Origin of the sequence: Marinobacter sp. MBR-99, assembly GCF_040547575.1 — a bacterium.
Classification (GTDB): Bacteria; Pseudomonadota; Gammaproteobacteria; order Pseudomonadales; family Oleiphilaceae; genus Marinobacter.
In genome coordinates this window covers 62,096-83,052 of sequence record NZ_JBEPPY010000008.1, presented here as the reverse complement: position 1 = coordinate 83,052, position 20,957 = coordinate 62,096, and the positions used below count along the sequence as shown (strand labels likewise).

18 protein-coding genes and 1 other RNA gene are annotated in these 20,957 nt (G+C 57.3%); 7 read left to right on the top strand and 12 right to left on the bottom strand.

What is annotated here, in order from left to right:
- Positions 1-43: 43 nt before the first annotated feature.
- The 5 genes from carA to grpE all read right to left on the bottom strand — a co-directional run bounded on the left by carA (position 44) and on the right by grpE (position 6,153).
- Positions 44-1,174 carry a glutamine-hydrolyzing carbamoyl-phosphate synthase small subunit gene (gene carA / locus ABIE59_RS08775; RefSeq protein ID WP_354446116.1) on the bottom strand — a complete coding sequence of 377 codons (1,131 nt, stop codon included), beginning with the start codon at positions 1,172-1,174 and terminating at the stop codon, positions 44-46.
- A 346-nt stretch (positions 1,175-1,520) separates the two neighbouring features.
- Entirely contained in the window at positions 1,521-2,324 is an 804-nt protein-coding gene (dapB, locus tag ABIE59_RS08770) for a 4-hydroxy-tetrahydrodipicolinate reductase (RefSeq protein ID WP_354446113.1), read from the bottom strand.
- A gap of 11 nt (positions 2,325-2,335) precedes the next feature.
- A complete protein-coding gene (gene dnaJ, locus ABIE59_RS08765; RefSeq protein ID WP_354446111.1) occupies positions 2,336-3,460 on the bottom strand; it encodes a molecular chaperone DnaJ in 1,125 nt (374 codons plus the stop codon).
- 78 nt (positions 3,461-3,538) lie between these two features.
- Positions 3,539-5,464: a molecular chaperone DnaK gene (gene dnaK, locus ABIE59_RS08760; RefSeq protein WP_354446109.1), complete on the bottom strand. Its 1,926-nt coding sequence runs from the start codon at positions 5,462-5,464 to the stop codon at positions 3,539-3,541.
- A gap of 92 nt (positions 5,465-5,556) precedes the next feature.
- Entirely contained in the window at positions 5,557-6,153 is a 597-nt protein-coding gene (grpE, locus tag ABIE59_RS08755) for a nucleotide exchange factor GrpE (protein ID WP_354446107.1), read from the bottom strand.
- Between the two features lie 263 nt (positions 6,154-6,416).
- On the opposite strand from grpE, the gene recN reads away from it, so the two are divergent.
- Positions 6,417-8,096: a DNA repair protein RecN gene (gene recN, locus ABIE59_RS08750; RefSeq protein ID WP_354446105.1), complete on the top strand. Its 1,680-nt coding sequence runs from the start codon at positions 6,417-6,419 to the stop codon at positions 8,094-8,096.
- Positions 8,097-8,154: 58 nt separating this feature from the next.
- On the opposite strand, the gene fur is transcribed toward recN, so the two are convergent.
- Complete coding sequence (gene fur, locus ABIE59_RS08745) at positions 8,155-8,574, bottom strand: ferric iron uptake transcriptional regulator (RefSeq protein ID WP_354446103.1); 420 nt, start codon at positions 8,572-8,574, stop codon at positions 8,155-8,157.
- Positions 8,575-8,696: 122 nt separating this feature from the next.
- Here fur and ABIE59_RS08740 point away from each other — a divergent pair, with 122 nt between their 5' ends.
- Positions 8,697-9,029 (top strand): outer membrane protein assembly factor BamE, encoded by a 333-nt coding sequence (locus ABIE59_RS08740; protein ID WP_354446101.1) that lies wholly within the window; start codon positions 8,697-8,699, stop codon positions 9,027-9,029.
- A 4-nt stretch (positions 9,030-9,033) separates the two neighbouring features.
- Here the strand turns inward: ABIE59_RS08740 and ABIE59_RS08735 are convergent, their stop codons facing one another.
- The 3 genes from ABIE59_RS08735 to ABIE59_RS08725 are packed head-to-tail and all read right to left on the bottom strand — an operon-like array spanning position 9,034 to position 11,413.
- Positions 9,034-9,312, bottom strand: a complete 279-nt coding sequence (locus ABIE59_RS08735) for an RnfH family protein (protein ID WP_354446241.1) — start codon at positions 9,310-9,312, stop codon at positions 9,034-9,036.
- The gene (locus ABIE59_RS08730) at positions 9,312-9,758 is read right to left on the bottom strand and encodes a type II toxin-antitoxin system RatA family toxin (RefSeq protein ID WP_354446099.1); all 447 of its coding nucleotides are present in this window, start codon (positions 9,756-9,758) and stop codon (positions 9,312-9,314) included. The genes ABIE59_RS08735 and ABIE59_RS08730 overlap by 1 nt, the downstream gene beginning before the upstream one ends.
- A 59-nt stretch (positions 9,759-9,817) precedes the next feature.
- Positions 9,818-11,413, bottom strand: a complete 1,596-nt coding sequence (locus tag ABIE59_RS08725) for a sodium-dependent transporter (RefSeq protein WP_354446097.1) — start codon at positions 11,411-11,413, stop codon at positions 9,818-9,820.
- Positions 11,414-11,594: 181 nt separating this feature from the next.
- Here ABIE59_RS08725 and smpB point away from each other — a divergent pair, with 181 nt between their 5' ends.
- The 5 genes from smpB to ABIE59_RS08700 all read left to right on the top strand — a co-directional run bounded on the left by smpB (position 11,595) and on the right by ABIE59_RS08700 (position 16,286).
- Entirely contained in the window at positions 11,595-12,077 is a 483-nt protein-coding gene (gene smpB / locus ABIE59_RS08720) for an SsrA-binding protein SmpB (RefSeq protein WP_058092531.1), read from the top strand.
- 138 nt (positions 12,078-12,215) lie between these two features.
- Positions 12,216-13,634 (top strand): wax ester/triacylglycerol synthase family O-acyltransferase, encoded by a 1,419-nt coding sequence (locus ABIE59_RS08715; RefSeq protein WP_354446094.1) that lies wholly within the window; start codon positions 12,216-12,218, stop codon positions 13,632-13,634.
- Positions 13,635-13,704: 70 nt separating this feature from the next.
- Positions 13,705-14,069: a transfer-messenger RNA gene (gene ssrA, locus ABIE59_RS08710) on the top strand.
- 289 nt (positions 14,070-14,358) lie between these two features.
- Positions 14,359-15,279: a virulence RhuM family protein/type II toxin-antitoxin system death-on-curing family toxin gene (locus tag ABIE59_RS08705; RefSeq protein WP_354446092.1), complete on the top strand. Its 921-nt coding sequence runs from the start codon at positions 14,359-14,361 to the stop codon at positions 15,277-15,279.
- 119 nt (positions 15,280-15,398) lie between these two features.
- A complete protein-coding gene (locus ABIE59_RS08700; RefSeq protein WP_354446090.1) occupies positions 15,399-16,286 on the top strand; it encodes a chemotaxis protein in 888 nt (295 codons plus the stop codon).
- On the opposite strand, the gene ABIE59_RS08695 is transcribed toward ABIE59_RS08700, so the two are convergent.
- From ABIE59_RS08695 to ABIE59_RS08685, 3 genes are read right to left on the bottom strand one after another with little or no spacing between them, the layout of a single operon-like run.
- Positions 16,283-17,146: a hypothetical protein gene (locus ABIE59_RS08695; RefSeq protein ID WP_354446088.1), complete on the bottom strand. Its 864-nt coding sequence runs from the start codon at positions 17,144-17,146 to the stop codon at positions 16,283-16,285. The genes ABIE59_RS08700 and ABIE59_RS08695 overlap by 4 nt on opposite strands.
- Positions 17,147-17,190: 44 nt before the next feature.
- Positions 17,191-18,861 (bottom strand): acetolactate synthase large subunit, encoded by a 1,671-nt coding sequence (locus tag ABIE59_RS08690; protein WP_354446086.1) that lies wholly within the window; start codon positions 18,859-18,861, stop codon positions 17,191-17,193.
- A 30-nt stretch (positions 18,862-18,891) separates the two neighbouring features.
- Positions 18,892-20,916, bottom strand: coding sequence for a hypothetical protein (locus tag ABIE59_RS08685; RefSeq protein ID WP_354446084.1), 2,025 nt, complete (start codon positions 20,914-20,916; stop codon positions 18,892-18,894).
- Positions 20,917-20,957 lie beyond the last annotated feature (41 nt).

Sequence of the window (20,957 nt, the reverse complement as noted above, 5' to 3'; positions counted from 1 at the left end):
CGCGGCACTCAGCGCTGGTGAGTTATCTGTGATGGCCTTGCCCTCAGGCAGATCGCGCTTCCATCAGTTGGATAAACTCGTCGAACAACGGCGCCACATCATGGGGCCCCGGGCTGGCTTCCGGGTGACCCTGGAAGCTGTAGGCCGGCTTGTCGGTGCGGCGAATACCCTGCAAGGTGCCGTCAAACAGCGACTTGTGGGTGGCTTCCACGTTAGCCGGCAGGGTTGCTTCGTCTACCGCAAACCCGTGATTCTGGCTGGTAATCATCACGGTGCCTTTGGCTATGTCCTGCACCGGGTGGTTGGCACCGTGGTGACCGTGCCCCATCTTCATGGTTTTGGCGCCACTGGCCAGCGCCAGCAACTGGTGCCCCAGGCAGATGCCAAACACCGGAATCTCGGTTTCCAGGACTTCCTGAATGGCCTTGATCGCGTAGTCGCACGGCTCTGGGTCGCCGGGGCCGTTGGACAGGAAGATGCCGTCGGGACTCATGGCCAGAACTTCAGAAGCCGGGGTTTGCGCAGGCACTACGGTGATGTCGCAGCCACGGGCGGCGAGCATGCGCAGGATGTTGAACTTCACTCCGTAGTCCCAGGCAACAACCTTGAATTTAGCGGCGGCCTGGTCACCGTAACCGTCGGTGATATCCCACTCGGTCTGGCTCCACTGATAGGCTTTCTCGCTGGTGACTTCTTTGGCCAGATCCATGCCCTTGAGGCCCGGGAAGGCTTTCGCCAGTTCCAGGGCGCGCTCGGCGGTGGCGTTCTCGCCAGCAATGATGGCACCATTCTGGGAGCCTTTGTCACGCAGGATGCGGGTCAGGCGGCGGGTGTCGATGTCCGCAATGCCAACAATGTTGTTGCTTCGCAGGTACTCGCCCAGGCTCTGCTGGTTACGCCAACTGCTGGCGACCAGGGGCAGATCGCGGATGATCAGGCCGGATGCGTGGATGCGGTCGGATTCTACGTCTTCTTCGTTTACACCGGTGTTGCCAATGTGGGGATACGTCAGGGTGACGATTTGGCGCGAGTAGGACGGGTCGGTCAGGATTTCCTGGTAGCCGGTCATGGCAGTGTTGAAGACTACCTCGCCGCTGGTTTCTCCGTCTGCGCCGATGGCGGTGCCGTAGAAGAGGCTTCCGTCTGCGAGTGCAAGGATTGCTGGTGTGCTCAAGGCTTGTATCCTCATCGAGTGGCGTAAGTTCGTCACGAACAGGAACGCAAGCGCAAATTCAGGTTGCAAAAAAGCGAGACAAGGTAAAAACCCGGTCCCGCTTTCTTATAAACTTTTCAAAGGTACGCTTGGTGCAGTCAAATCGCCTTATTGTAAGATTTCTGGCGATTTTTGTCCACGGCCAATTCAGCCTGGATGCAGACTCAGACTCCGGCAAGTGGCGCAGATCTCCCTTCCGGGAAACGCTACGAGCACTTCCCTGTGCGCTTCGCTCCGGCCATCCATGGCCTCCGAGATTCCCGGAAGGGAGATCTGCGCCACTTGCCTCTGAGTATGTCGTTCGGGATTAACCTTTCAATCCCAAAACATCCTGCATATCGTACAAACCGGCCGCCTTACCATCGAGCCACAGGGCCGCCCGCATAGCCCCCTTGGCAAAGGTCATCCGGCTGCTGGCCTTGTGGGTGATTTCGATGCGCTCGCCTTCGGTGGCGAACAGAACGGTGTGGTCGCCCACCACGTCGCCAGCGCGGATGGTTTCGAAGCCGATTTCCTTTCGGGTGCGTTCGCCGGTGAAACCTTCGCGGCCGTAGACGGCGCATTCTTTAAGGTCACGGCCGAGGGCGTCAGCTACGACTTCGCCCATGCGCAGGGCGGTGCCAGAGGGAGCGTCTTTCTTGTGGCGGTGGTGGGCTTCGATGATTTCTACGTCGTAGTCGTCACCCAACGCAGCCGCGGCGGTGCGCAGCAGGTTAAGGACGACGTTAACGCCAACACTCATGTTGGGGGCGAAGACCACTGGGGTGGATTCTGCTGCCAGCGCCAGCTGTTCTTTTTCGGCGTCGGTCATGCCGGTGGTGCCGATGACGATCATTTTGCCGTTGGCGCTGCAGAACTTTGCATTTTCCAGGGTTAGGTCCGGGAAGGTGAAGTCCACCAGGACGTCGAAGTCGTTTTTAACGTCTTCGAGGCTGCCAGCCATTTTAATGCCGGTTTTGCCGATGCCGGTCATTTCGCCGGCGTCGGCGCCAATCAGGCTGCTGCCTGGCTCAACGATGGCGGCGCCGAGCTCGAGGCCTTCGGTGCCGTCTACGGCTTCGATCAGTACTTTGCCCATGCGCCCGGCGGCGCCGATGATTGCTACCCGCATCTGTTATGCCCTCAGAATTTCATTTCGTCGAAGAAACTTTTCACACCCTCAAACCAGGAGGTTTTCTTCGGAGCATGGTGGGTGCCGTTGTTGCCGCTCAGGGTTTCCTGGAACTCTTCCAGCAGCTCTTTCTGGCGCTTGGTCAGGTTGACTGGCGTTTCCACCATCACGCGGCACAGCAAATCGCCTGCAGGGCCACCGCGAACGGGGCTAACCCCCTTGTTGCGCAGGCGGAAGAGTTTGCCGGTCTGGGTTTCCGGTGGAATCTTGAGTTTGACCCGGCCATCCAGGGTCGGCACTTCCAGCTCACCGCCCAGGGCTGCATCCACGATGCTGATTGGCACTTCGCAGTATAGATTGCGGCCATCACGGGTGAAAATGGAGTGCTCGCGCACGGCAATCTGCACATACAGGTCACCAGGCGGCCCACCATCAACGCCCATTTCGCCCTCACCTGAGAGACGAATGCGATCGCCGGTATCCACACCAGGGGGCACTTTGACCGACAGGGTCTTCTCCTGTCTTACGCGACCCTGGCCATGACAGGATTTACACGGATTCTTGATGACCTGACCGGAGCCCCGGCAGGTCGGGCATGCCTGCTGCACGGTGAAGAAACCCTGCTGCATGCGAACCTGCCCCATCCCCTGGCAGGTTCCACAGGTTTCCGGGCGGGAGCCTTTTTCGGCGCCGCTGCCATCGCAGGTTTCACACTCTTTGTGGCCAGGGATATTGATCTTGACGGTTTTGCCTTTGACGGCTTCTTCCAGGTCGATTTCCAGGGTGTAGCGCAGATCCGCACCGCGGGTATTGCGGCCCCGGCCCCCGCCACCGAAGATGTCACCAAAGACATCGCCGAAGATATCGGAAAAACTGGCTCCACCGCCGCCAAAGCCACCGCCGGCCTGGCCATCCACGCCGGCATGACCAAACTGGTCGTAGGCCGCACGCTTGCTGCCATCGGCAAGAATTTCGTAGGCTTCGCTGGCCTCCTTGAACTTGTTCTCGGCGTCTTTGTCGTCCGGGTTACGGTCCGGATGGTATTTCATCGCAAGCTTTCGGTAAGCCCGCTTTATGTCCTTCTCGTCCGCGTCCCGGGAGACCCCGAGTACTTCGTAATAATCGCGCTTGGCCATGCTTAAAACCCTGTTGCTATAACGCGGAAAACGCGGGGCTTACCCCCGCGTTTTCCAACTACCTGATGTACTTAGGATTTACTTCTTGTCGTCGTCTTTGACTTCTTCGAACTCGGCGTCCACCGCATCGTCAGCCGCCTGGGACTGGGCACCTTCCTGCCCGCCAGCCTGCTGCGCCTGATCTGCCTGATCCGCGTACATCTTCTGTGCCAGCTCGGAAGACACTTCGGTCAGTTTCTGAGTCTTGGCTTCGATGGCTTCCTTATCAGAGCCGGTCAGCGCTTCTTCCAGATCCTTGATGGCCGCCTCGATAGACTCTTTCTCGCTGTCAGAAACCTTATCGCCAGCCTCGGTCAGGGTCTTGCGCACGGCGTGAACCATGGCATCACCCTGGTTACGGGCCTGAACCAGCTCTTCGAACTTGCGATCTTCCTCGGCGTTGGCCTCGGCATCGCGTACCATCTTCTCAATCTCATCGTCGTTCAGACCAGAAGAGGCCTTGATCACGATGGACTGCTCTTTACCGGTCGCCTTGTCTTTGGCAGACACGTTCAGGATACCATTGGCATCGATGTCGAAGGTCACTTCGATCTGCGGCACACCGCGAGCGGCCGGCGGGATGTCAGCCAGGTCGAAACGGCCCAGCGACTTGTTCTGGGCAGCCTGCTTGCGCTCACCTTGAACCACGTGAATGGTGACCGCAGTCTGGTTGTCATCCGCTGTCGAGAAGGTCTGCGACTTCTTGGTCGGGATGGTGGTGTTCTTGTCGATCAGCGGAGTTGCCACGCCACCCATGGTTTCGATACCCAGGGTCAGCGGGGTGACGTCCAGCAGCAGCACGTCTTTCACATCACCAGAAAGAACGGCCGCCTGGATAGCAGCACCCATGGCGACTGCTTCGTCTGGGTTCACATCTTTACGGGCTTCTTTGCCGAAGAACTCTTTTACCTTTTCCTGCACCAGCGGCATACGGGTCTGACCACCCACCAGGATAACCTCGTCGATTTCAGAGGCTTTCATGCCGGCATCCTGCAGCGCTACTTTACAGGGCTCCAGGCTGCGATTAACCAGGTCTTCCACCAGGCTTTCAAGCTTGGCACGGGTCAGCTTCACGTTCATGTGCTTGGGACCAGACGCATCTGCGGTGATGTACGGCAGGTTCACGTCTGTCTGCTGGCTGCTGGACAGCTCGATCTTCGCTTTCTCACCGGCTTCCTTCAGGCGCTGCATGGCCAGGGAATCGCCGCGCAGGTCGATGCCACTGTCTTTCTTGAATTGATCTGCCAGGTATTCGATGACTTTCAGGTCGAAGTCTTCACCGCCCAGGAAGGTGTCACCGTTGGTGGCCAGAACCTCGAACTGATGCTCACCGTCGACATCCGCAATTTCAATGATGGAGAGGTCGAAAGTACCACCACCCAGATCGTATACAGCAACTGTGCGGTCACCGCTCTTCTTGTCCAGGCCATAGGCCAGGGCGGCCGCGGTCGGCTCGTTGATGATACGTTTCACTTCCAGACCGGCGATCTTGCCCGCGTCTTTGGTGGCTTGGCGCTGACTGTCATTGAAGTAGGCCGGCACGGTGATAACGGCTTCAGTTACCTTCTCGCCCAGGTAATCTTCTGCAGTCTTTTTCATTTTCTTCAGAACTTCTGCAGAGATCTGGGGCGGCGCCATCTTCTGGCCCTTCACTTCTACCCAGGCGTCGCCATTGTCGGCCTTGGTGATCTTGTAGGGCACCATTTTGATGTCTTTCTGAACCACGTCGTCCTCAAAACGACGACCGATCAGACGCTTGATGGCGTAAAGGGTGTTGTGGGGGTTGGTAACCGCCTGGCGTTTGGCGGACTGGCCAACCAGGGTCTCGTTATCGTCGGTGTACGCAATGATGGAGGGAGTAGTACGATCACCCTCAGCGTTTTCAATAACCTTTACCTTGTCGCCATCCATGATGGCCACACAGGAGTTGGTGGTTCCCAGGTCGATACCAATAATCTTGCTCATCGAATCACTCCAAATCTTTCTGAATGCTGTCCCAGGGAGGTTTGCCCTGGCTGTCGCTGTTTAATCGCTATATTGGCGCTTTATTCGCCTTTTCAAGCCTGCTCATCGATTTTTGGCGCATCTTCGGCCTTGGCCACAACCACCATGGCCGGCCGCACAACACGACCATTCAACAGGTACCCCTTCTGCACCACGGCAACCACACTGTTCGGCTCGGCATCTGGCGCGGGCACCATCGACATCGCTTCATGCTGCTGCGGATCGAACGGCTCACCCACCGGGTTTACCTGCTCAACACCGAATTTCTTGAGGCCGTTCATGAACAGGCTCAAAGTCATTTCCACGCCTTCGCGGATAGAGCCAACCAGCTCACCGGCATTTTCATGACCTTCTGTACTTTCCACCGCCTTCTCAAGGCTGTCCGCCACCGGGAGAAGCTCTTTCACAAACTTTTCCAGAGCGAACTTGTGGGCCTTTTCCACATCAATCTCGGCACGACGACGCACATTCTGCATTTCAGCCTGGGCTCTCAGCGCCTGATCCTGATATTCCTGCAGCTGTGCCTTCAGCAATTCCAGCTCGGAACCTTCTTCGGCACCGGCGGTTTCTGCCTCGCCCTGCTCTTCTGCAGCGTTTGCTGCCTCGTTCAGCTCGTCTACCTGTTCGTTGCGCTTATCGTCAGCACTCATGACAACTCCTGATGACTTTCCCTGGGCCCGAGGGCCTGCGGCTAAATGAGCCCCGCCTTGCACAGGCAGGAAAATACGACTTTGCGAACGAATATGGGGCCCGGCCCTCAGGTTTCAACCTCAAACGATGCATTCTTTCAGATTTTCACGATTCGATTGTTTGCAAACAGGAAAAACCCTGTATATATTCACAGCAACTGTATAGATCAACAGTGATTCGACATTCTTCAGAGAGTCTCCAATCCTGAGCGGAGGTTATCGGCATGCTCACACAACTTATCGTCGCCAACTACGCCATTGCTGAACGGGTCGACCTGCATTTCAGCAAAGGCATGACGGCCCTGACCGGTGAAACCGGCGCCGGCAAATCCATTGTTCTGGATGCGCTCAGCCTGGCCATGGGCGGCCGAGCAGATGCCGGTGCCGTGCGCCACGGCGCAAAGCGAGCCGATATCACCGCGAGCTTCGACATCTCACGTATTCCGATTGCCCGGCAATGGCTGGAAGAACACGAACTGGATGACAAAGACGACTGCATCCTGCGCCGGACCATCAGCAAGGATGGTCGTTCAAAAGCGTTTATTAATGGCCAGCCCTGCCCACTCTCCCAGCTCAAGGATCTGGGCAGCCTGCTGATGGACATTCACAGCCAGCACCAACATCAGTCACTGCTGCAAAAAGACACCCACCGGAAACTGCTGGACGAATTCTCCGGCGCCGAAGACCTGGCAGAGCAAACCCGGGATGCCTGGAAAACCTGGCATAAAACCAGCCAAAAACTTGAACAGCGGCGGCAGAACGCCGACGAAGCCGAAGCAAAACTGCAACTGCTCCGATATCAGGTGGAAGAGCTGGACCGCCTTGGTCTGGGCGACAGCGAGCAGGAAGACCTTGAGCAAGAACAGGCTCAACTGAGCCAGGCTGATACTGTATTGCACAGCAGTCATCAGGCTGCCCTGCTGTGCACTGAGGACGAAACCAGTGCCGCCGATCTGGTGCGTCAGGCACTTCAGCAACTAGAGCAACTCCCAGTGGATGTGCCGGCACTGGCTGACACCATCCAGATGCTTACCGAAGCACAGATCCAGATCGCCGAAGCCGGTGACGATCTTCGTCGTTTTGTTGAAGATTATGAGGCTGATCCAGCCAGACTGGCCGAGGTGGAGGAGCGTCTCAGCGCGATTTATCAGATGGCTCGCAAGCACCGAATCACACCAGAAGAACTGCCGGAACTGCACCAGCGACTTAGCAGCGAACTGGCAGAACTGGACGGCGGCGAAGGCAGCCTGGAACAGCTCGAGGCCGAGCAACAGGTTCTGCGTAAACAGTTTGATGAACTGGCCGGGCAGCTAACAGCCAAGCGTGAGCATGCGGCGGCGGAACTGGATCAGCGAATTGCTCAGGAGCTTGCACAGCTCAGCATGCCATCAGTTCAGTTTGTTACCAAGCTGGGCCACAACAATAACGACGAACCAGCCCCCCACGGCATGGAAGACGTCGAATTCCTGGTCAGCGCCAACCCGGGGCAACCCGCACGCCCCTTGGCCAAAGTTGCCTCCGGCGGCGAATTGTCCCGCATCAGTCTTGCCATTCAGGTAGTGGTCGCCCAGACCTCCACTACACCCACACTGGTGTTTGATGAAGTAGACGTGGGTATTGGTGGCGGCACAGCCGAGGTGGTTGGGCGTTTGCTCCGGTCTCTGGGCAACAACGGGCAGGTGCTGTGTGTTACCCATTTGCCGCAGGTGGCGGCCCAGTGTCACCAGCACCTGTTCGTCAGCAAATTCACCGAACAGGACGCGACTTTTTCACGCATTGAAACGCTGGATGACCAGGGAAGAATCAGCGAAGTGGCAAGAATGCTAGGCGGCGTGGACATGACAGAGCACACGATTGCTCACGCCCGGGAGATGTTCGTCAAGGGGCAGGCTACCCACCACTGAATCCCCCTCTCGATTCGGAGAGCTTTCGGGGCCGGCCCTTGCTGGCCCCTTTTTTGATTTACTTCTTGGAAGAGCCCAATGGCTTAACGTAGAGGATCAGGCTGTGGTCAACAATCTCATAGCCGTGCTCCCTGGCGATCTTCTGCTGACGCTCTTCGATGATCTCATCAACAAACTCGATCACATCACCAGTTTGCGTGCATACCATGTGGTCGTGGTGATCATCGCCCGCCATCTCGAAGACGGCGTGGCCACCTTCAAAGTTGTGGCGTAATACCAGGCCTGCGGCCTCGAACTGAGTCAGCACCCGGTAGACGGTTGCCAGCCCCACGTCATCTCCCTGATCCAGCAGCTTCTTGTAAACATCCTCAGCACTCAGGTGGTGCTCTTCGGCGTTCTCCAGAATATTGAAGATTTTGACTCTCGGGAGAGTAACCTTCAAACCGACCTTTCGTAATTCGGCGTTTTCAGATGACATGTTACTATTCACTCTTTGGTGTGCCTCACGGCTTCCGGTATGATGAAGCCGCCGTTCAACGGACTACCCGTTTCACACCTGCTTATTGCAGGCGAATTCAAGATAGAGGATTTCCCCCGGCGATGCAAAAGCTCACCGCTATCGTTCTTATTAGCATTTTATCCTTGTCCGGTTGCGTGTTCCCTGGCGTATACAAAATCAATGTGCAACAGGGGAATATAGTGACCGAAGACGACCTCAAGAACCTCTCGGAGGGCATGGCTCGCAGTCAGGTACATGCACTATTGGGGTCACCTTTGATGCTCAACCCGGTGGACCCCTCACGTGAGTACTATGTGTACACTTTCCAGCGCCGGGGCGGCGATATCCAGGAACAACGCATCATCGTGTATTACGAGGGTGACGAATTCAGCCATTACGATGCGCGCTTGCTGGAAGAAACACCCGCTTACTGATTGTTCAGGCTTTCTTTTTTGCCCGGTTCAGCCGGGCCTGCTTGGGATCTATTTTCAGGGGGCGGTATAGCTCAACCCGGTCTCCCTCGCGCAACTCATGGCCAGCCGGGTCTTTGATGACCTTGCCGAACACACCCATGTCCGTTGCGTCCGGGTCTATTTCCGGGAAAATGTCAGTTATACCAGACAGTTTCACAGCCTCGATGGCCGTGGTTCCCTCTGGCACCTCAATCGACACAATTTGCTGTTTGTCTGGCCGGGCATACGCCACTTCCACCTGCATCAAACCACCCCTCCCCGATAAATCTGGTCTGCCCTTCGGCAAAACGCATCCACCATGGTATTGGCTGCCTGATTGAATACCGGACCAAAGGTCATTCGGGACAAGGAACCTGAAAACTCGAACTCCAAGGTCAGGATTACCTTGCAGGCTTGTTCATCAAGGGCCTTGAAATGCCACCTTCCCCGCAGATTTTTCAGAGGACCATCCACCAGGCTCATCTCGATGGCCTCGGGCATCAATAGCTGGTTACGAGTGGTCAGGCGGTGGCGCACACCACCCTTGGCAATTTCCAGCGATGCCATAATTTCGGCATCCGTCTGTTCGTGCACTTCTGCCCCGGCACACCAGGGCAAAAACTCGGGATATCGTGCAATATCATTAACCAGGTGGAACATGCGCTCTGCCGAGTGCATGACCAATGCGGTCTTATCAATCTGATGCGCCATGAAAACCGGGTTTCCTGCGTTTCTACAACAAAAGAGTCTGGCCAACCCACCTGGGCCAACTACACACTATGATAAAGGATATCGGCCCCGTTGGGGGCGTTTTCCGCCGGCTTGCCCTCGGCACCCTGGCCAGACGCTTTCCCCTCTGGCTCCGGGGAGTCACTTTGCGGACTGTCGGGCGCACCCGCACCCTCTCCACTGGTAACCACTGGTGCCGGACCCTCTGGCGCGTTTTCCTGCGCGCACCAGATCGCCGCACTGCCGTTGTCGCACAGATTTGACAGGGAGAACACCGTGTACTGTATGCCGATCCAGGCCACCAGAACCGGCAACACCAGGCGCATGACCCAATACCAGATTTTGCGAAAAACCGCCGGCGTATTGCCGAGAATCCGTGCTGCATAGCGCCGCGTCAGGCACCAGCCAGCAAAGGTTGCAATCAGCAAGGCGACCAAAGGAATCAGGATGCCACCGGTGGTCAACTCCAGCCATCGGAACAGCGTGGCACCGGCAAACCGGTAGTCTGCCCAGAGATTGAAGGACAATAGCGACCCCAGGCCGGCAGCCCACACTGCAACACCGGCAATAACCGCAGACCACCCCCTGGGCGCGCCAGTCCACTCACGGAACCAGCCCACCACAGGCTCCAGCAGCGATATGGCGGTGGCCCACACGATCATGAGCACCAGCAGGAATACCGCCGCAATGATCAACTGGCTGTGGGGCAACTGGGCCAGCGTGACCGGCAGGGAGACAAACAACAGCCCGAAGCCACGTTCCCCATCAAGGCTGGCACCATCCAGCGCCACCGAGAACATCATCAGTCCGGCCAGGATGGCCACTAGCGTATCCATCAACACCACCGCCAGCAATGACCGCTTCAACCGCGTATGTGACGTGCTATAAGCGCCGAAGATCGCCCACACTCCCATCCCAAGACCAAGGGTATAGAAAGCGTGAAAAAAGGCCGCCTTGACGCTATTAAAACCAACGTCGCCCGGCCGCAAGGCCAGGATGTGCTCAATACCAGAATCCAGCCGCCCATGACTGGCCGACAAGGTAAATAACCCTAGCATCAACAGCAACGCCGCCGGTACCAGAAAGCGCAGAGATCGCTCCAGCCCTTTTACGACACCCTGGGCAGACACCCAGACCACGAGAACCAGGAAGAACGCATGCCAGGCCATAAACTGCCGATGCCCACCCGGCCTGGACACCAGGTCCGTCAGGATACCGGTCGCAGCCTCGGGCGTCGCTGCCCTGAAACTGTCTGCTGCCCCAAAGAACACATAGGCCAGCACGATGCCACCGAACACCGCGGTGAATGACAACACCAGGAACGCGGCAAGCACACTCAAGGGGCCGGCCAGGCGCCACAGTGGCGAACAGCCAGCATCTTTCACCATGCCATCCATCGCCAGCACGATGCCATGGCGTGCGTGCCGCCCGATCACCGCCTCGGTCACCATCAGCGGCAGGGTTACCAGCAGCAGGCAGGCGAGATACAGGAGGATAAACAACCCGCCACCGTGAATACTGGCAAGGTATGGAAACTGCCACAGATTGGCCAGGCCCACAGTGGCGCCCACTGAGGCCCAGAAAAACGTGGATTTTCGGGTGAATGACCCGATAGCCGTGTGATACTTGCTCGCCATGGCAATCCCTGACAGTTAATTGCGCCCCATTGTAGCCGAAGGCATCGCCCGGTAACGAATAGACCCACAAGCCTGGCGGTGAAATCGTGACCCGTCTGGCAGTCCTGGGCTACAATGCCCGATTTACCGGCCAACAGTCATCCGGCCGGCACACACATTCTTCCGTTCCCGGACAGGATTCATGAGCAAGAAGAAAGCAAACGGACCAACCAGCAACACCATTGCCCTGAACAAGAAGGCAAAGCACGAATACCATATTGAAGAACGCTTTGAGGCCGGCCTTGCACTGCTGGGCTGGGAAGTGAAATCGCTGCGGGCCGGCAAGGCTCAGCTGGTAGACGCCTACGTGCTTCTGAAAAATGGCGAAGCCTGGCTGTTGGGCGCTCATATCACGCCGCTCAACACCGCTTCCACCCATGTGATCGCCGATCCGACCCGTACCCGCAAACTGCTGCTGCACGCGAAGGAAATTGCCAAGATCATCGGCCAGGTCAATCAGGCCGGGCATACCTGCATTCCGCTCGCCCTGTACTGGAAAGGCAATAAAGTGAAATGCGAGATTGCCCTGGTGAAAGGCAAGAAGCTGTTCGACAAGCGTGCCACCGAAAAAGAGCGTGACTGGAACCGCCAGAAACAGAGAATCATGCGCGAGGCCAACACCTGAGCCTCGCTCGCACTGTCGCTTTTACCGCCTCTTTCCCGGCCTCGGAATCCCTCCTATACTCAGGTGTTCATACCTGCTCCGACCCCACAGGCAGTACCTGGAGCCCCTGTTAGTTGGCAAACAGCAAAGGGAGGGCTTATGTCATCTGAACGGACTGCAATGACGTCAGTCGACCGATCCTGGCTGCGTATGGACACCCCGGAGAACCCCATGATGATCTCCGCGGTGCTGATGTTCGAGCAAGCGATTCCGATCAAACGGCTAAAACGCACACTCGAAGAACGATTTCTGAGATTCAGGCGCTTTCGCCAACGGGTGGTTGAAAAGGGCGACAAATGTTACTGGGAAGACGACCCCAACTTTCACCTGGATAACCACCTGCACCGCATTGCACTGCCGGGACAAGCCGGCAAGAAAGAGCTACAGGAACTGGCCAGCGACTTTAACAGCACGGCGCTCGACTTTCGCAGGCCACTCTGGCAAATCCATTACATCGACAACTTTAACGACGGCTGCGCCCTGCTGATCCGCATTCACCATTGCATTGCCGATGGCATATCACTGGTTCGGGTTTTGCTGTCGCTCACCGACCGGACACCAGAACCCAAACTGGAACGCATTGCCAAGAAAGTCGCCATTCCCAAACCTCAAGGCAATGCCGCCACCCGGTTTTTGCACCGTCTGGTGGACAGCAGTCAGGCCGGCTGGCAACAGGCGCAACTGTTCCTGGATTCCGTTCGGCAAGAGCCCAATTACCCCCTGAAACTGGCGCGGACCGCCGGCGGCATCGCCATGGACCTGGCGAAACTCGGGCTGGCCCCGTTTGAGCCGAGAACCAGCCTGAAGAGTCAGTTGGTCGGCCGCAAGAACGTGGCCTGGGCGGAGCCCCTGGCCCTGGATGACGTAAAACACTGCGCCAAGACCCTGGGTGGAACGGTCAACGACGTATTGCTGTGCGCCGCCACCGGCGCCCTGAGCCAGCATTTTACCGAGCACAAGCAGACCATACCCGATTGCGGTATTCGAGTTGCGGTGCCATTCAACCTTCGCCCCCTGGACCAACCCATTGAATCACTGGGCAACCAATTTGGCCTTGTGCTGGTGAATCTGCCTGTGGAAGTGAAGGATCCATTGATGCGATTCCGCCAGGTACAGGAGAACATGAACCGGCTCAAACAGTCCTACCAGGCTCAGGTAACCTACAGCCTGTTGGACCTGTTTGGCCGCGGCCCGGATATTCTTGAACGCCGGGCCCTGGATCTGCTCAGCAACAAAGCCTCCGCCGTGCTGACCAACGTGCCCGGCCCGAGGCATCCGGTTTACCTGGCAGGCAGCAAACTGGTGCAACCCATGTTCTGGGTGCCCCAGAGCGGTAACATCGGTATTGGCATGAGCATTTTCAGCTATGCGGACACTGTGCAATTTGGCATTACCGTCGACAAGGGCATCGAGGCCGACCCGCAAGCGGTGATGAACTACTTCCGGGACAGCTTTCAGCACCTGTACGACGCGGCCATGTCTCACGCCCATGGCCTGCACATTGCACAGGCCTCGTGAACAGGATAAGTACAAATAGTGACAAACAAGCCTTGAAGTCCGGCAAACCGGACACATATACTGATCATAAGGGGACGACATGGCTTCGACGCTGGTGGCGAACCCTTGGGTGCATGTCGAGATGGCAGCCAATCTCGTTAATCCAAAGCTGCAACGCAATAGTCGCAAACGACGAAAACTACGCACTAGCAGCGTAAGCTGCTAGTCGTCCTGACCGGGTCGCCCGTAGCCCGGAAGCAACATCTCAGGACGTCATCGCTTACGGGATGCTCCTTTATCCAGAGCTCACTGGCTAAAGGCTAAGATTTAAAGAGCTCGCCTCTCGCACCCTGGCCTTCGGGTCGCAAGAGGTTAAATTAATAGAAGGACACTAAACATGTAGATCTCAAGGCCTAGTGCTGGCGGACGCGGGTTCAATTCCCGCCGTCTCCACCAACTTCCAAGAGAAAAGCCCCTGATTTAAGGGGCTTTTTTCGTTTATACCCTTCCGTTTTTCTTCAACTCTCAGCCAGACACCACCTGCCGAGGAATCGATGGCGGCTTCCAAGTAACCCCTGAACAAACCTTAGCAAAGGAATAACACGCCGTTATACTTATCTATTTACGCCGAACGACAAGGAACTGTCATGACTGAACAACAAGTACGTATCTTTACCTCAACCGATGGTCACGCGCAGCTGGGGTAGCACTGGATCATGAAACCGCCTGGCTCAGCCTGGATCAGATGACCAGACTATTTGACCGGGACAAATCTGTCATTTCGCGGCATATAAGCAGTGTCTTTAAAGAGGGTGAACTCGACCGGGACTCAGTTGTTGCAAAAAATGCAACAACTGCCGCTGACGGCAAGGTCTATCAAGTCGATTACTACAATCTGGATGTGATCATCTCCGTCGGCTACCGAGTGAAATCACAACGTGGCGTGCAATTTCGTCAATGGGCCACCCGGGTTCTGAAAGATCACCTAATCCAGGGCTACACCATCAACCGCCGCCGTCTGGCCGAACGCGGTATCGAGTTCGAGAAGGCCGTTGATCTGCTCAGCCGCACCCTCACCAATCAGGGCCTGGTGAACAACGAAGGCGAAGCTGTTGCCCGCGTGATCAGCGACTATGCCCGTTCCTGGAGCTTACTGCAGGGCTACGACGAGCAGCAGCTGGCCGAGGTCGGCATCAAGCAACCGAATATGCAGCCGCTGGAGCTGAATGAAGCGCTCAGGGCCATTGGCGAGCTCAAGCAGACCTTGATAGCTAAAGATGAAGCCACCGAGTTGTTCGGTCAACTGCGGGGTGATGGCTTGGCCTCTGCGCTGGCCACCATTGAGCAGGGTTTCGGGGAAGAGCTGTTTTACCCCAACGTGGCCACCCGCGCCGCTCACCTGCTTTACTTCGTAATCAAAAATCACCCTCTGACCGATGGCAACAAGCGCTGCGGCTCGTTTCTATTTCTATGGTACCTGCGCCGTAACGCCTCGTTGCTGGCCCGGCCCGTAGAAAAGCTGATTAATGATAACACTCTGGTGGCACTAGCTCTGCTAGTGGCGGAAAGCTTGCCGGATCAGAAAACCCTGATGATCCGACTGATTGAGCATTTCCTGCTGCTGAGGGAGCCCGGTTCAGGCACTTGCCCTCCTGTCACCAATTGATACAAACCAGTAAAACCCTGCACCACAGCAAAGCTGCTACTATTGCTACAGATGAATTCCAACTTCTACAGAACAGCTCCTCACCGCAGGGGCTTTTGTGTTTGCAAGGATCCTTTTGTATGTCCAGCAAAGCGAAGCAGTCCCAGAAACTCTTACTGTTCCGCCTTTTCGGATCGCGCCTTTTTGGTCTGGGTACGCTCAAGATTCGGGAAATTCTGCCTTTTCAGCGGCTGACCAAGCTGCCCCATAGTCACCACGCGGTTATTGGCACTGCTACGTTCCGGGGTTCAGCGGTTCCTGTTATTGATATGTCGGCTGCGGTTGGTTATCCGGCGCTGACAAAAGAAGAGCAGGCCAAGGGCTCCATCATCGTGACCGACATTCAGCGCCAGGAGATCGGCTTTCTGGTGCGCAGCGTTCAGCAGATTATCGAAACCGACTGGAAGAGTGTGATGCCGCCACCCAAGGCGCTGGGCACCAATGCCTTCATCACGGGGCTTCTGGATGTGGAAGGCGACATCATTCAGCTGTTGGATGTGGAGCTGCTGCTGGCGAAGGTTTACCCGGAGTCCCTGGACACCGGCGACGTGGCGCTGTCAGACATTCAGAGCGAAACCCTGCGGTCCCTGAACATTCTGTTGGTGGATGATTCACAGGTGGCCCGCAAGCAGCTCAGCGATGTGCTGGACAGCAAAGACATTACCTACCATGTGACCACCAACGGTGACGACGCCCTGCAGGTGCTGCTTAGTCAGCACGAGCGCGGGACGCCGATTGACATCCTGGTCAGCGATATCGAGATGCCTGGGCTGGATGGCTACGAACTGACGTTCAATGTTCGCGACAACACCGCCCTGAAGCAGCCATACATTATTCTGCACACGTCGCTGAACAGCGAGATGAGCCTGAGCTACGCCAATCAGGTAGGTGCCAACGAGGCGCTCACCAAGTTTGACGCCGAGGAGTTATTGCAGGCGATGCTCAGAGGGGCTGAGCAAGCCAGTTAAGGCCGAATGTCTTCGATGAAGGCTTCGGCATCGGCCCGCATTTCGGCAAGTTTTTCGTTCAGTTCTTCCTGATAGCGGTTGAGCGTTTCCCGGCTGAGCCGGCTGAAACGCTCGGCGGTTTCGGCAACCGTGCGGCTGGCGTTCGCCAGGACTTCCATGGTGGGCTGGCTCAGTTCATCTGCCTGGCGCTCAAGATCGCGGGCGGCCTGCTCCATGATGGCCTGATCTTCGGCGGATTCAGGCCGATCATCTCTCAGCGCCTCGTCAAGCGAACGCTCAAGCGCACGCATGGATACCTGTAATCGTCTGGCAAAATCCTCCACGGCACTCTCTGCTCGCCGGCTCATCTCATCTGAATAGGTTTCAAGGTCCCGGGCCAACTGCTCCATTTTGTCTTCAAACTCGCGGGTTGAAGACGAGAAGGTTGCACTTAGCCTCTGCCCCAACCGACTTAGCTCACCCATGATGTTACTGAACGGGGACGGGTTCAGTATGGCTTCTCCCGTGCGATCATAGTCTACGAGCCACTGGTTCTGCTCCCGTACCAGATAGGTGGTCAATTCCAAACGTTCGCCGCTGGAGCGCTCTTCCGCCGGCAGGCGGGTAATGATCGTTGCTTCACGCTCATCGATAACCACACGGCCAAACGAGGGAACGGCGTTGGCCCAGCTTCGCTGGTAACCGTCAAAGGCGCGGGTGTCATCGAGGGTGGAGAACTTCACCACGTCGCCTGCGTCATTGTCGGCCATGGCCTGCCAAAAGGCCGCAGCCACCTCCTGAGGGGTTTCGGGTTTGCTGCAGCCAGCCAATACCAGTGCAACCAACGCAATCAAAAGGCCACGGACACCAGTACGAATCATGATTTACCACCTTGCTAATAATGCCTTTCTGCATCATACACTCGTCACAGTCTACAGGTCAGTTCCGCCAGCTCCTCATCAAAGACCCTGCGGTTCTCGCTGTAGTCCACCGGCACATCCACCAGGTGGACACCCCCGGCTTCCAGTGCGCGTTCAAGGGTCGGGCGCAAATCCTCGGTGCGGGTCACCCTGTGGCCAACTGCTCCGTAGGAGTCGGCGTATTTCACGAAATCCGGATTGCGGTAATCCAGCCCGAAATCGTCATAGCCATCCTGCCCCTGCTTCCATTTGATCATTCCGTAGGCGTTGTCGTTGATGATCAGCACCACCAGATTCAGCCCAAGGCGAACGGCGGTCTCCAGCTCCTGACTGTTCATCAGAAATCCGCCATCCCCGCAGATCGACATTACCTTGAGTTCGGGATAAAGCATCGCCGCCATCATGCCGCTGGGCAGGCCGGCACCCATGGATGCCAGGGCGTTGTCCAGCAGCACGGTGTTGTTGTCGTAGGCCGGGTAGTTGCGGGCAAACCACAGCTTGTACATGCCATTGTCCAGGGCAATGATGCCGTCGTCCGGCATCACCTGGCGCACATCGTGGACAATCCGCTGGGGGATCACCGGGAACCGGCCATCTTCCGCCCGTTCCTGAAGATGTGCATCCACGGCCTTTTTGACTTCCATCAGCCCGGAGAAGTCGTGGTTCGCACACTGGCCACAGTGCTCGGCCAGATACTCGACGCTGTTGGCAATATCCCCAACCACTTCATGCTGGGGAAAGTACACCGGGTCGACATCCGCGCCACTGAAATTCACGTGGATGACTTTTTTGCCGCCGGGGGTCATAAAAAACGGAGGTTTCTCTACCACATCGTGGCCAACGTTGATCACCAGATCCGCCCGGTCTATGGCGCAGTGAACAAAGTCACCCGCAGACAGCGCAGCATTGCCCAGGTATCCGGGGTGGCGCTCGTCCACCACGCCCTTGCCCATCTGGGTGGTGAAGAAAGGAATGCCGGTTACGTTCACCAGGTGCAGCAAAGCCTGGGATACCCGTTTGCGGTTGGCGCCGGCACCGATCATGATCAGTGGGTGCCTGGCCTCACGCAGCATGTCGCAGGCCATTTCCAGACTCTTGTGGCTGGCTGAGGGCCGGCGGGCGTCGCTGGGCTGGAAGATGTGGGTGTCTCGGGCCGGTTGCTCCGCTGCGATGTCCTCGGGTAACTCCAGATGGACCGCCCCTGGGCGCTCTTCGGAGGCCAAACGGAAGGCCTCCCGGACTTTCGCGGGAATGGTATTGGCATTGCTGATTTGCCGGGTGTATTTGGTCAGGGGGCGCATCAGGTCCACCACATCCAGAATCTGGAACAAGCCTTGTTTCGAGGATTTGATCGGCTTCTGCCCGGAGATCATCATCATTGGCATGCCACCCAACTGGGCATAGGCAGCAGCGGTCACCAGGTTAGTGGCGCCGGGGCCGAGTGTTGACAGGCATACGCCCACCTGCCCGGTAAGGCGCCCGTAGGTGGCCGCCATAAAGCCCGCGGCCTGTTCATGGCGGTTGAGCACCAGTTGAATGCTGGAATTTTTGAGGGCGTCCAGAAACGCCAGATTTTCCTCACCGGGCACGGCGAAAATATATTTGACGCCCTCATTCTCCAGTGCGCGGATGAACAATTCGGCGCCGTTTCCAACCGGTCGTTGCTCTGTAGACATGCTCGCCCTCGTGATCGGTGAGTTTCTGGATCAATCGGTTCTCGGTGGTACCGCCTGCAAGGTGTCTGCGGGTACTCGGTCAGCCCCCCAACTGCGGTACACTCCTTCCATTACGCGACCAAGCTCGTCGTCGTTCACTTCGGCAGGCTCGCCCCGCTCCAGTGGGTCGTAATGGTAGATGTATAATCGCGAGGTAAACTGCTCAAACGGCAGGGAAGATTCACCGAAGCGCTCACCGAAGCCAGAGGTACTGACCTGAACCCCGTCGCCCCAGTTCTGGCCACTGTCGTTATTCGGGTTGAAGAAATACACCCGCATTTCACTGTCCGGGTCCAGGGTAACCCGGAGAATGGTGATCGCATGCCAGCCAATGAAGCGGGCCGCGCTGTCGGTAACGGCGATACCGGCCGGCTGAGGGTGTATCAGCGGCTGGTTGCCGTTGTAATACGGGTGGTAACTGGCATAGAAATGGCGGATGAAGCCTTCCAGGTCGGTCAGGTTGCCGGTAGCCACATCCACATTGATGGCAAAGCCCCGGCCGGCAGACCAGCCATGGAACTCCGGGTTGACCCATTTGTGCGGATCTCCCTCGCGGTCGGCACACAGCCGCCCCATTTCGGCATAGATCCTGTCCAGGTGCGGCACTACGATCAGGGAGACAGGATCAAGGTCCAGAGTCACTTCCGCGGCCAGCCCGCCGGCACTCTGCGCAGAAGATACCGGCCGCCCCTCGAAATGCATGACTATCTCATTGTCCCGGGCAGCCCAGGCCACCATTTGCAACAGGTAATCCGGATCGTTATAGGCCCACATCGACAATGCCCGGGCAGACTGGCAGGTAGGGTTATTACCCTGCCCTACCCCCAGTGGCTGGCCCAGCATATTCAGCACGCCCTGAATCAGCCACGCTGACGGGTTCGGCTGATAGCCATAGGCAAACTGCAAACGTTCAAGGGCTTGCGGGCACAGTGTCAGCCGTACCTGGCGCCATAGCGCCGGTGCCACCGGGGGCTGATAAAGAATTCCCCTTTCCAGCAACAGGGCCAGGCCGTATAAGCCCTGAGCAGTTTCGGGGAACAGAGATTCCTGGATCAGCGTGTGCACCAGTTCCCGGTAACACAACAGACAGTCGCGCCCGGTACTGGACAGCCCCAGGGCATCGCTCAGTAACGAATCCTTGCCTTCCAGTATGTGGCGGACAAACACCGCATGATAGGGCGAGACCAGCCCCGTATCGTGCATCGAACGGGCAAAACCAGTCGCTTCGTTCTGTAAGGCCGCACCATCCATGGAATCCAGACGCTGCTGGTAGATCGCGATACCAGGATCTTCACTACAGGCCCTGGTTGGTCCGTACAGGCTGGAGATCAATCGGTCTGCCCCCCGGCCGGCGGTGCCGAGATCCACCGTCGGATCAGCCCTGCAAATGGCAATCTGAGTGATCATTCTTCGTACATCACTGACACGAATGGGCCGCTGCTCCAGTATGCGCCAGATTTCCTCAATCAGGCTGTCGATCACGTGCTCGTAACCGATGTGCCTGGCCACATATTGGACCAGTTCCTGCGCAATGATCGCCAGCTTGCCTTGCTCGCGCTCGGCTTCACCGGTCATGCCAAACAGCAACCCCAGGTTGATGGCCAGCACCTGCGTCAGGTAATGGTGCGCCTGCTCGGCTGACACGCTGGGGTGCTGGTATTCGCCACGGGCCACAGCCAACAGGCGCAGCTCACTCAAGGCCTCGATCACCACGGTATCGGCGTTCGGGCTTTGCAGGGAATAGGTGGTCAACGTAGGCAGGAGAATGGAAGGGTCGGCCCAGTCAGTGCCCACAAAGACACCGGCCTCTTCCAATGCCCGGGCGCGGGTTTCAATCGCCTCACAACCCCCGGGCTGGAGGAGTATCCGCCGGGCAAGATCAAACAGTTTCGGGAGCTTGCCGGCCTTTGCAAAGGGCCGGCTCTCCGCAAGAGCCACAATGGACTCGTCCAGTTTCAGCACCAGCTTGTCAATGTTGACGGCTGGCGCCTGGCTGGCCGGTTGGTGATCACTCAAACGAGGTTCCTCAGGGCCTGCATCAGACCCTTTCCATTAAT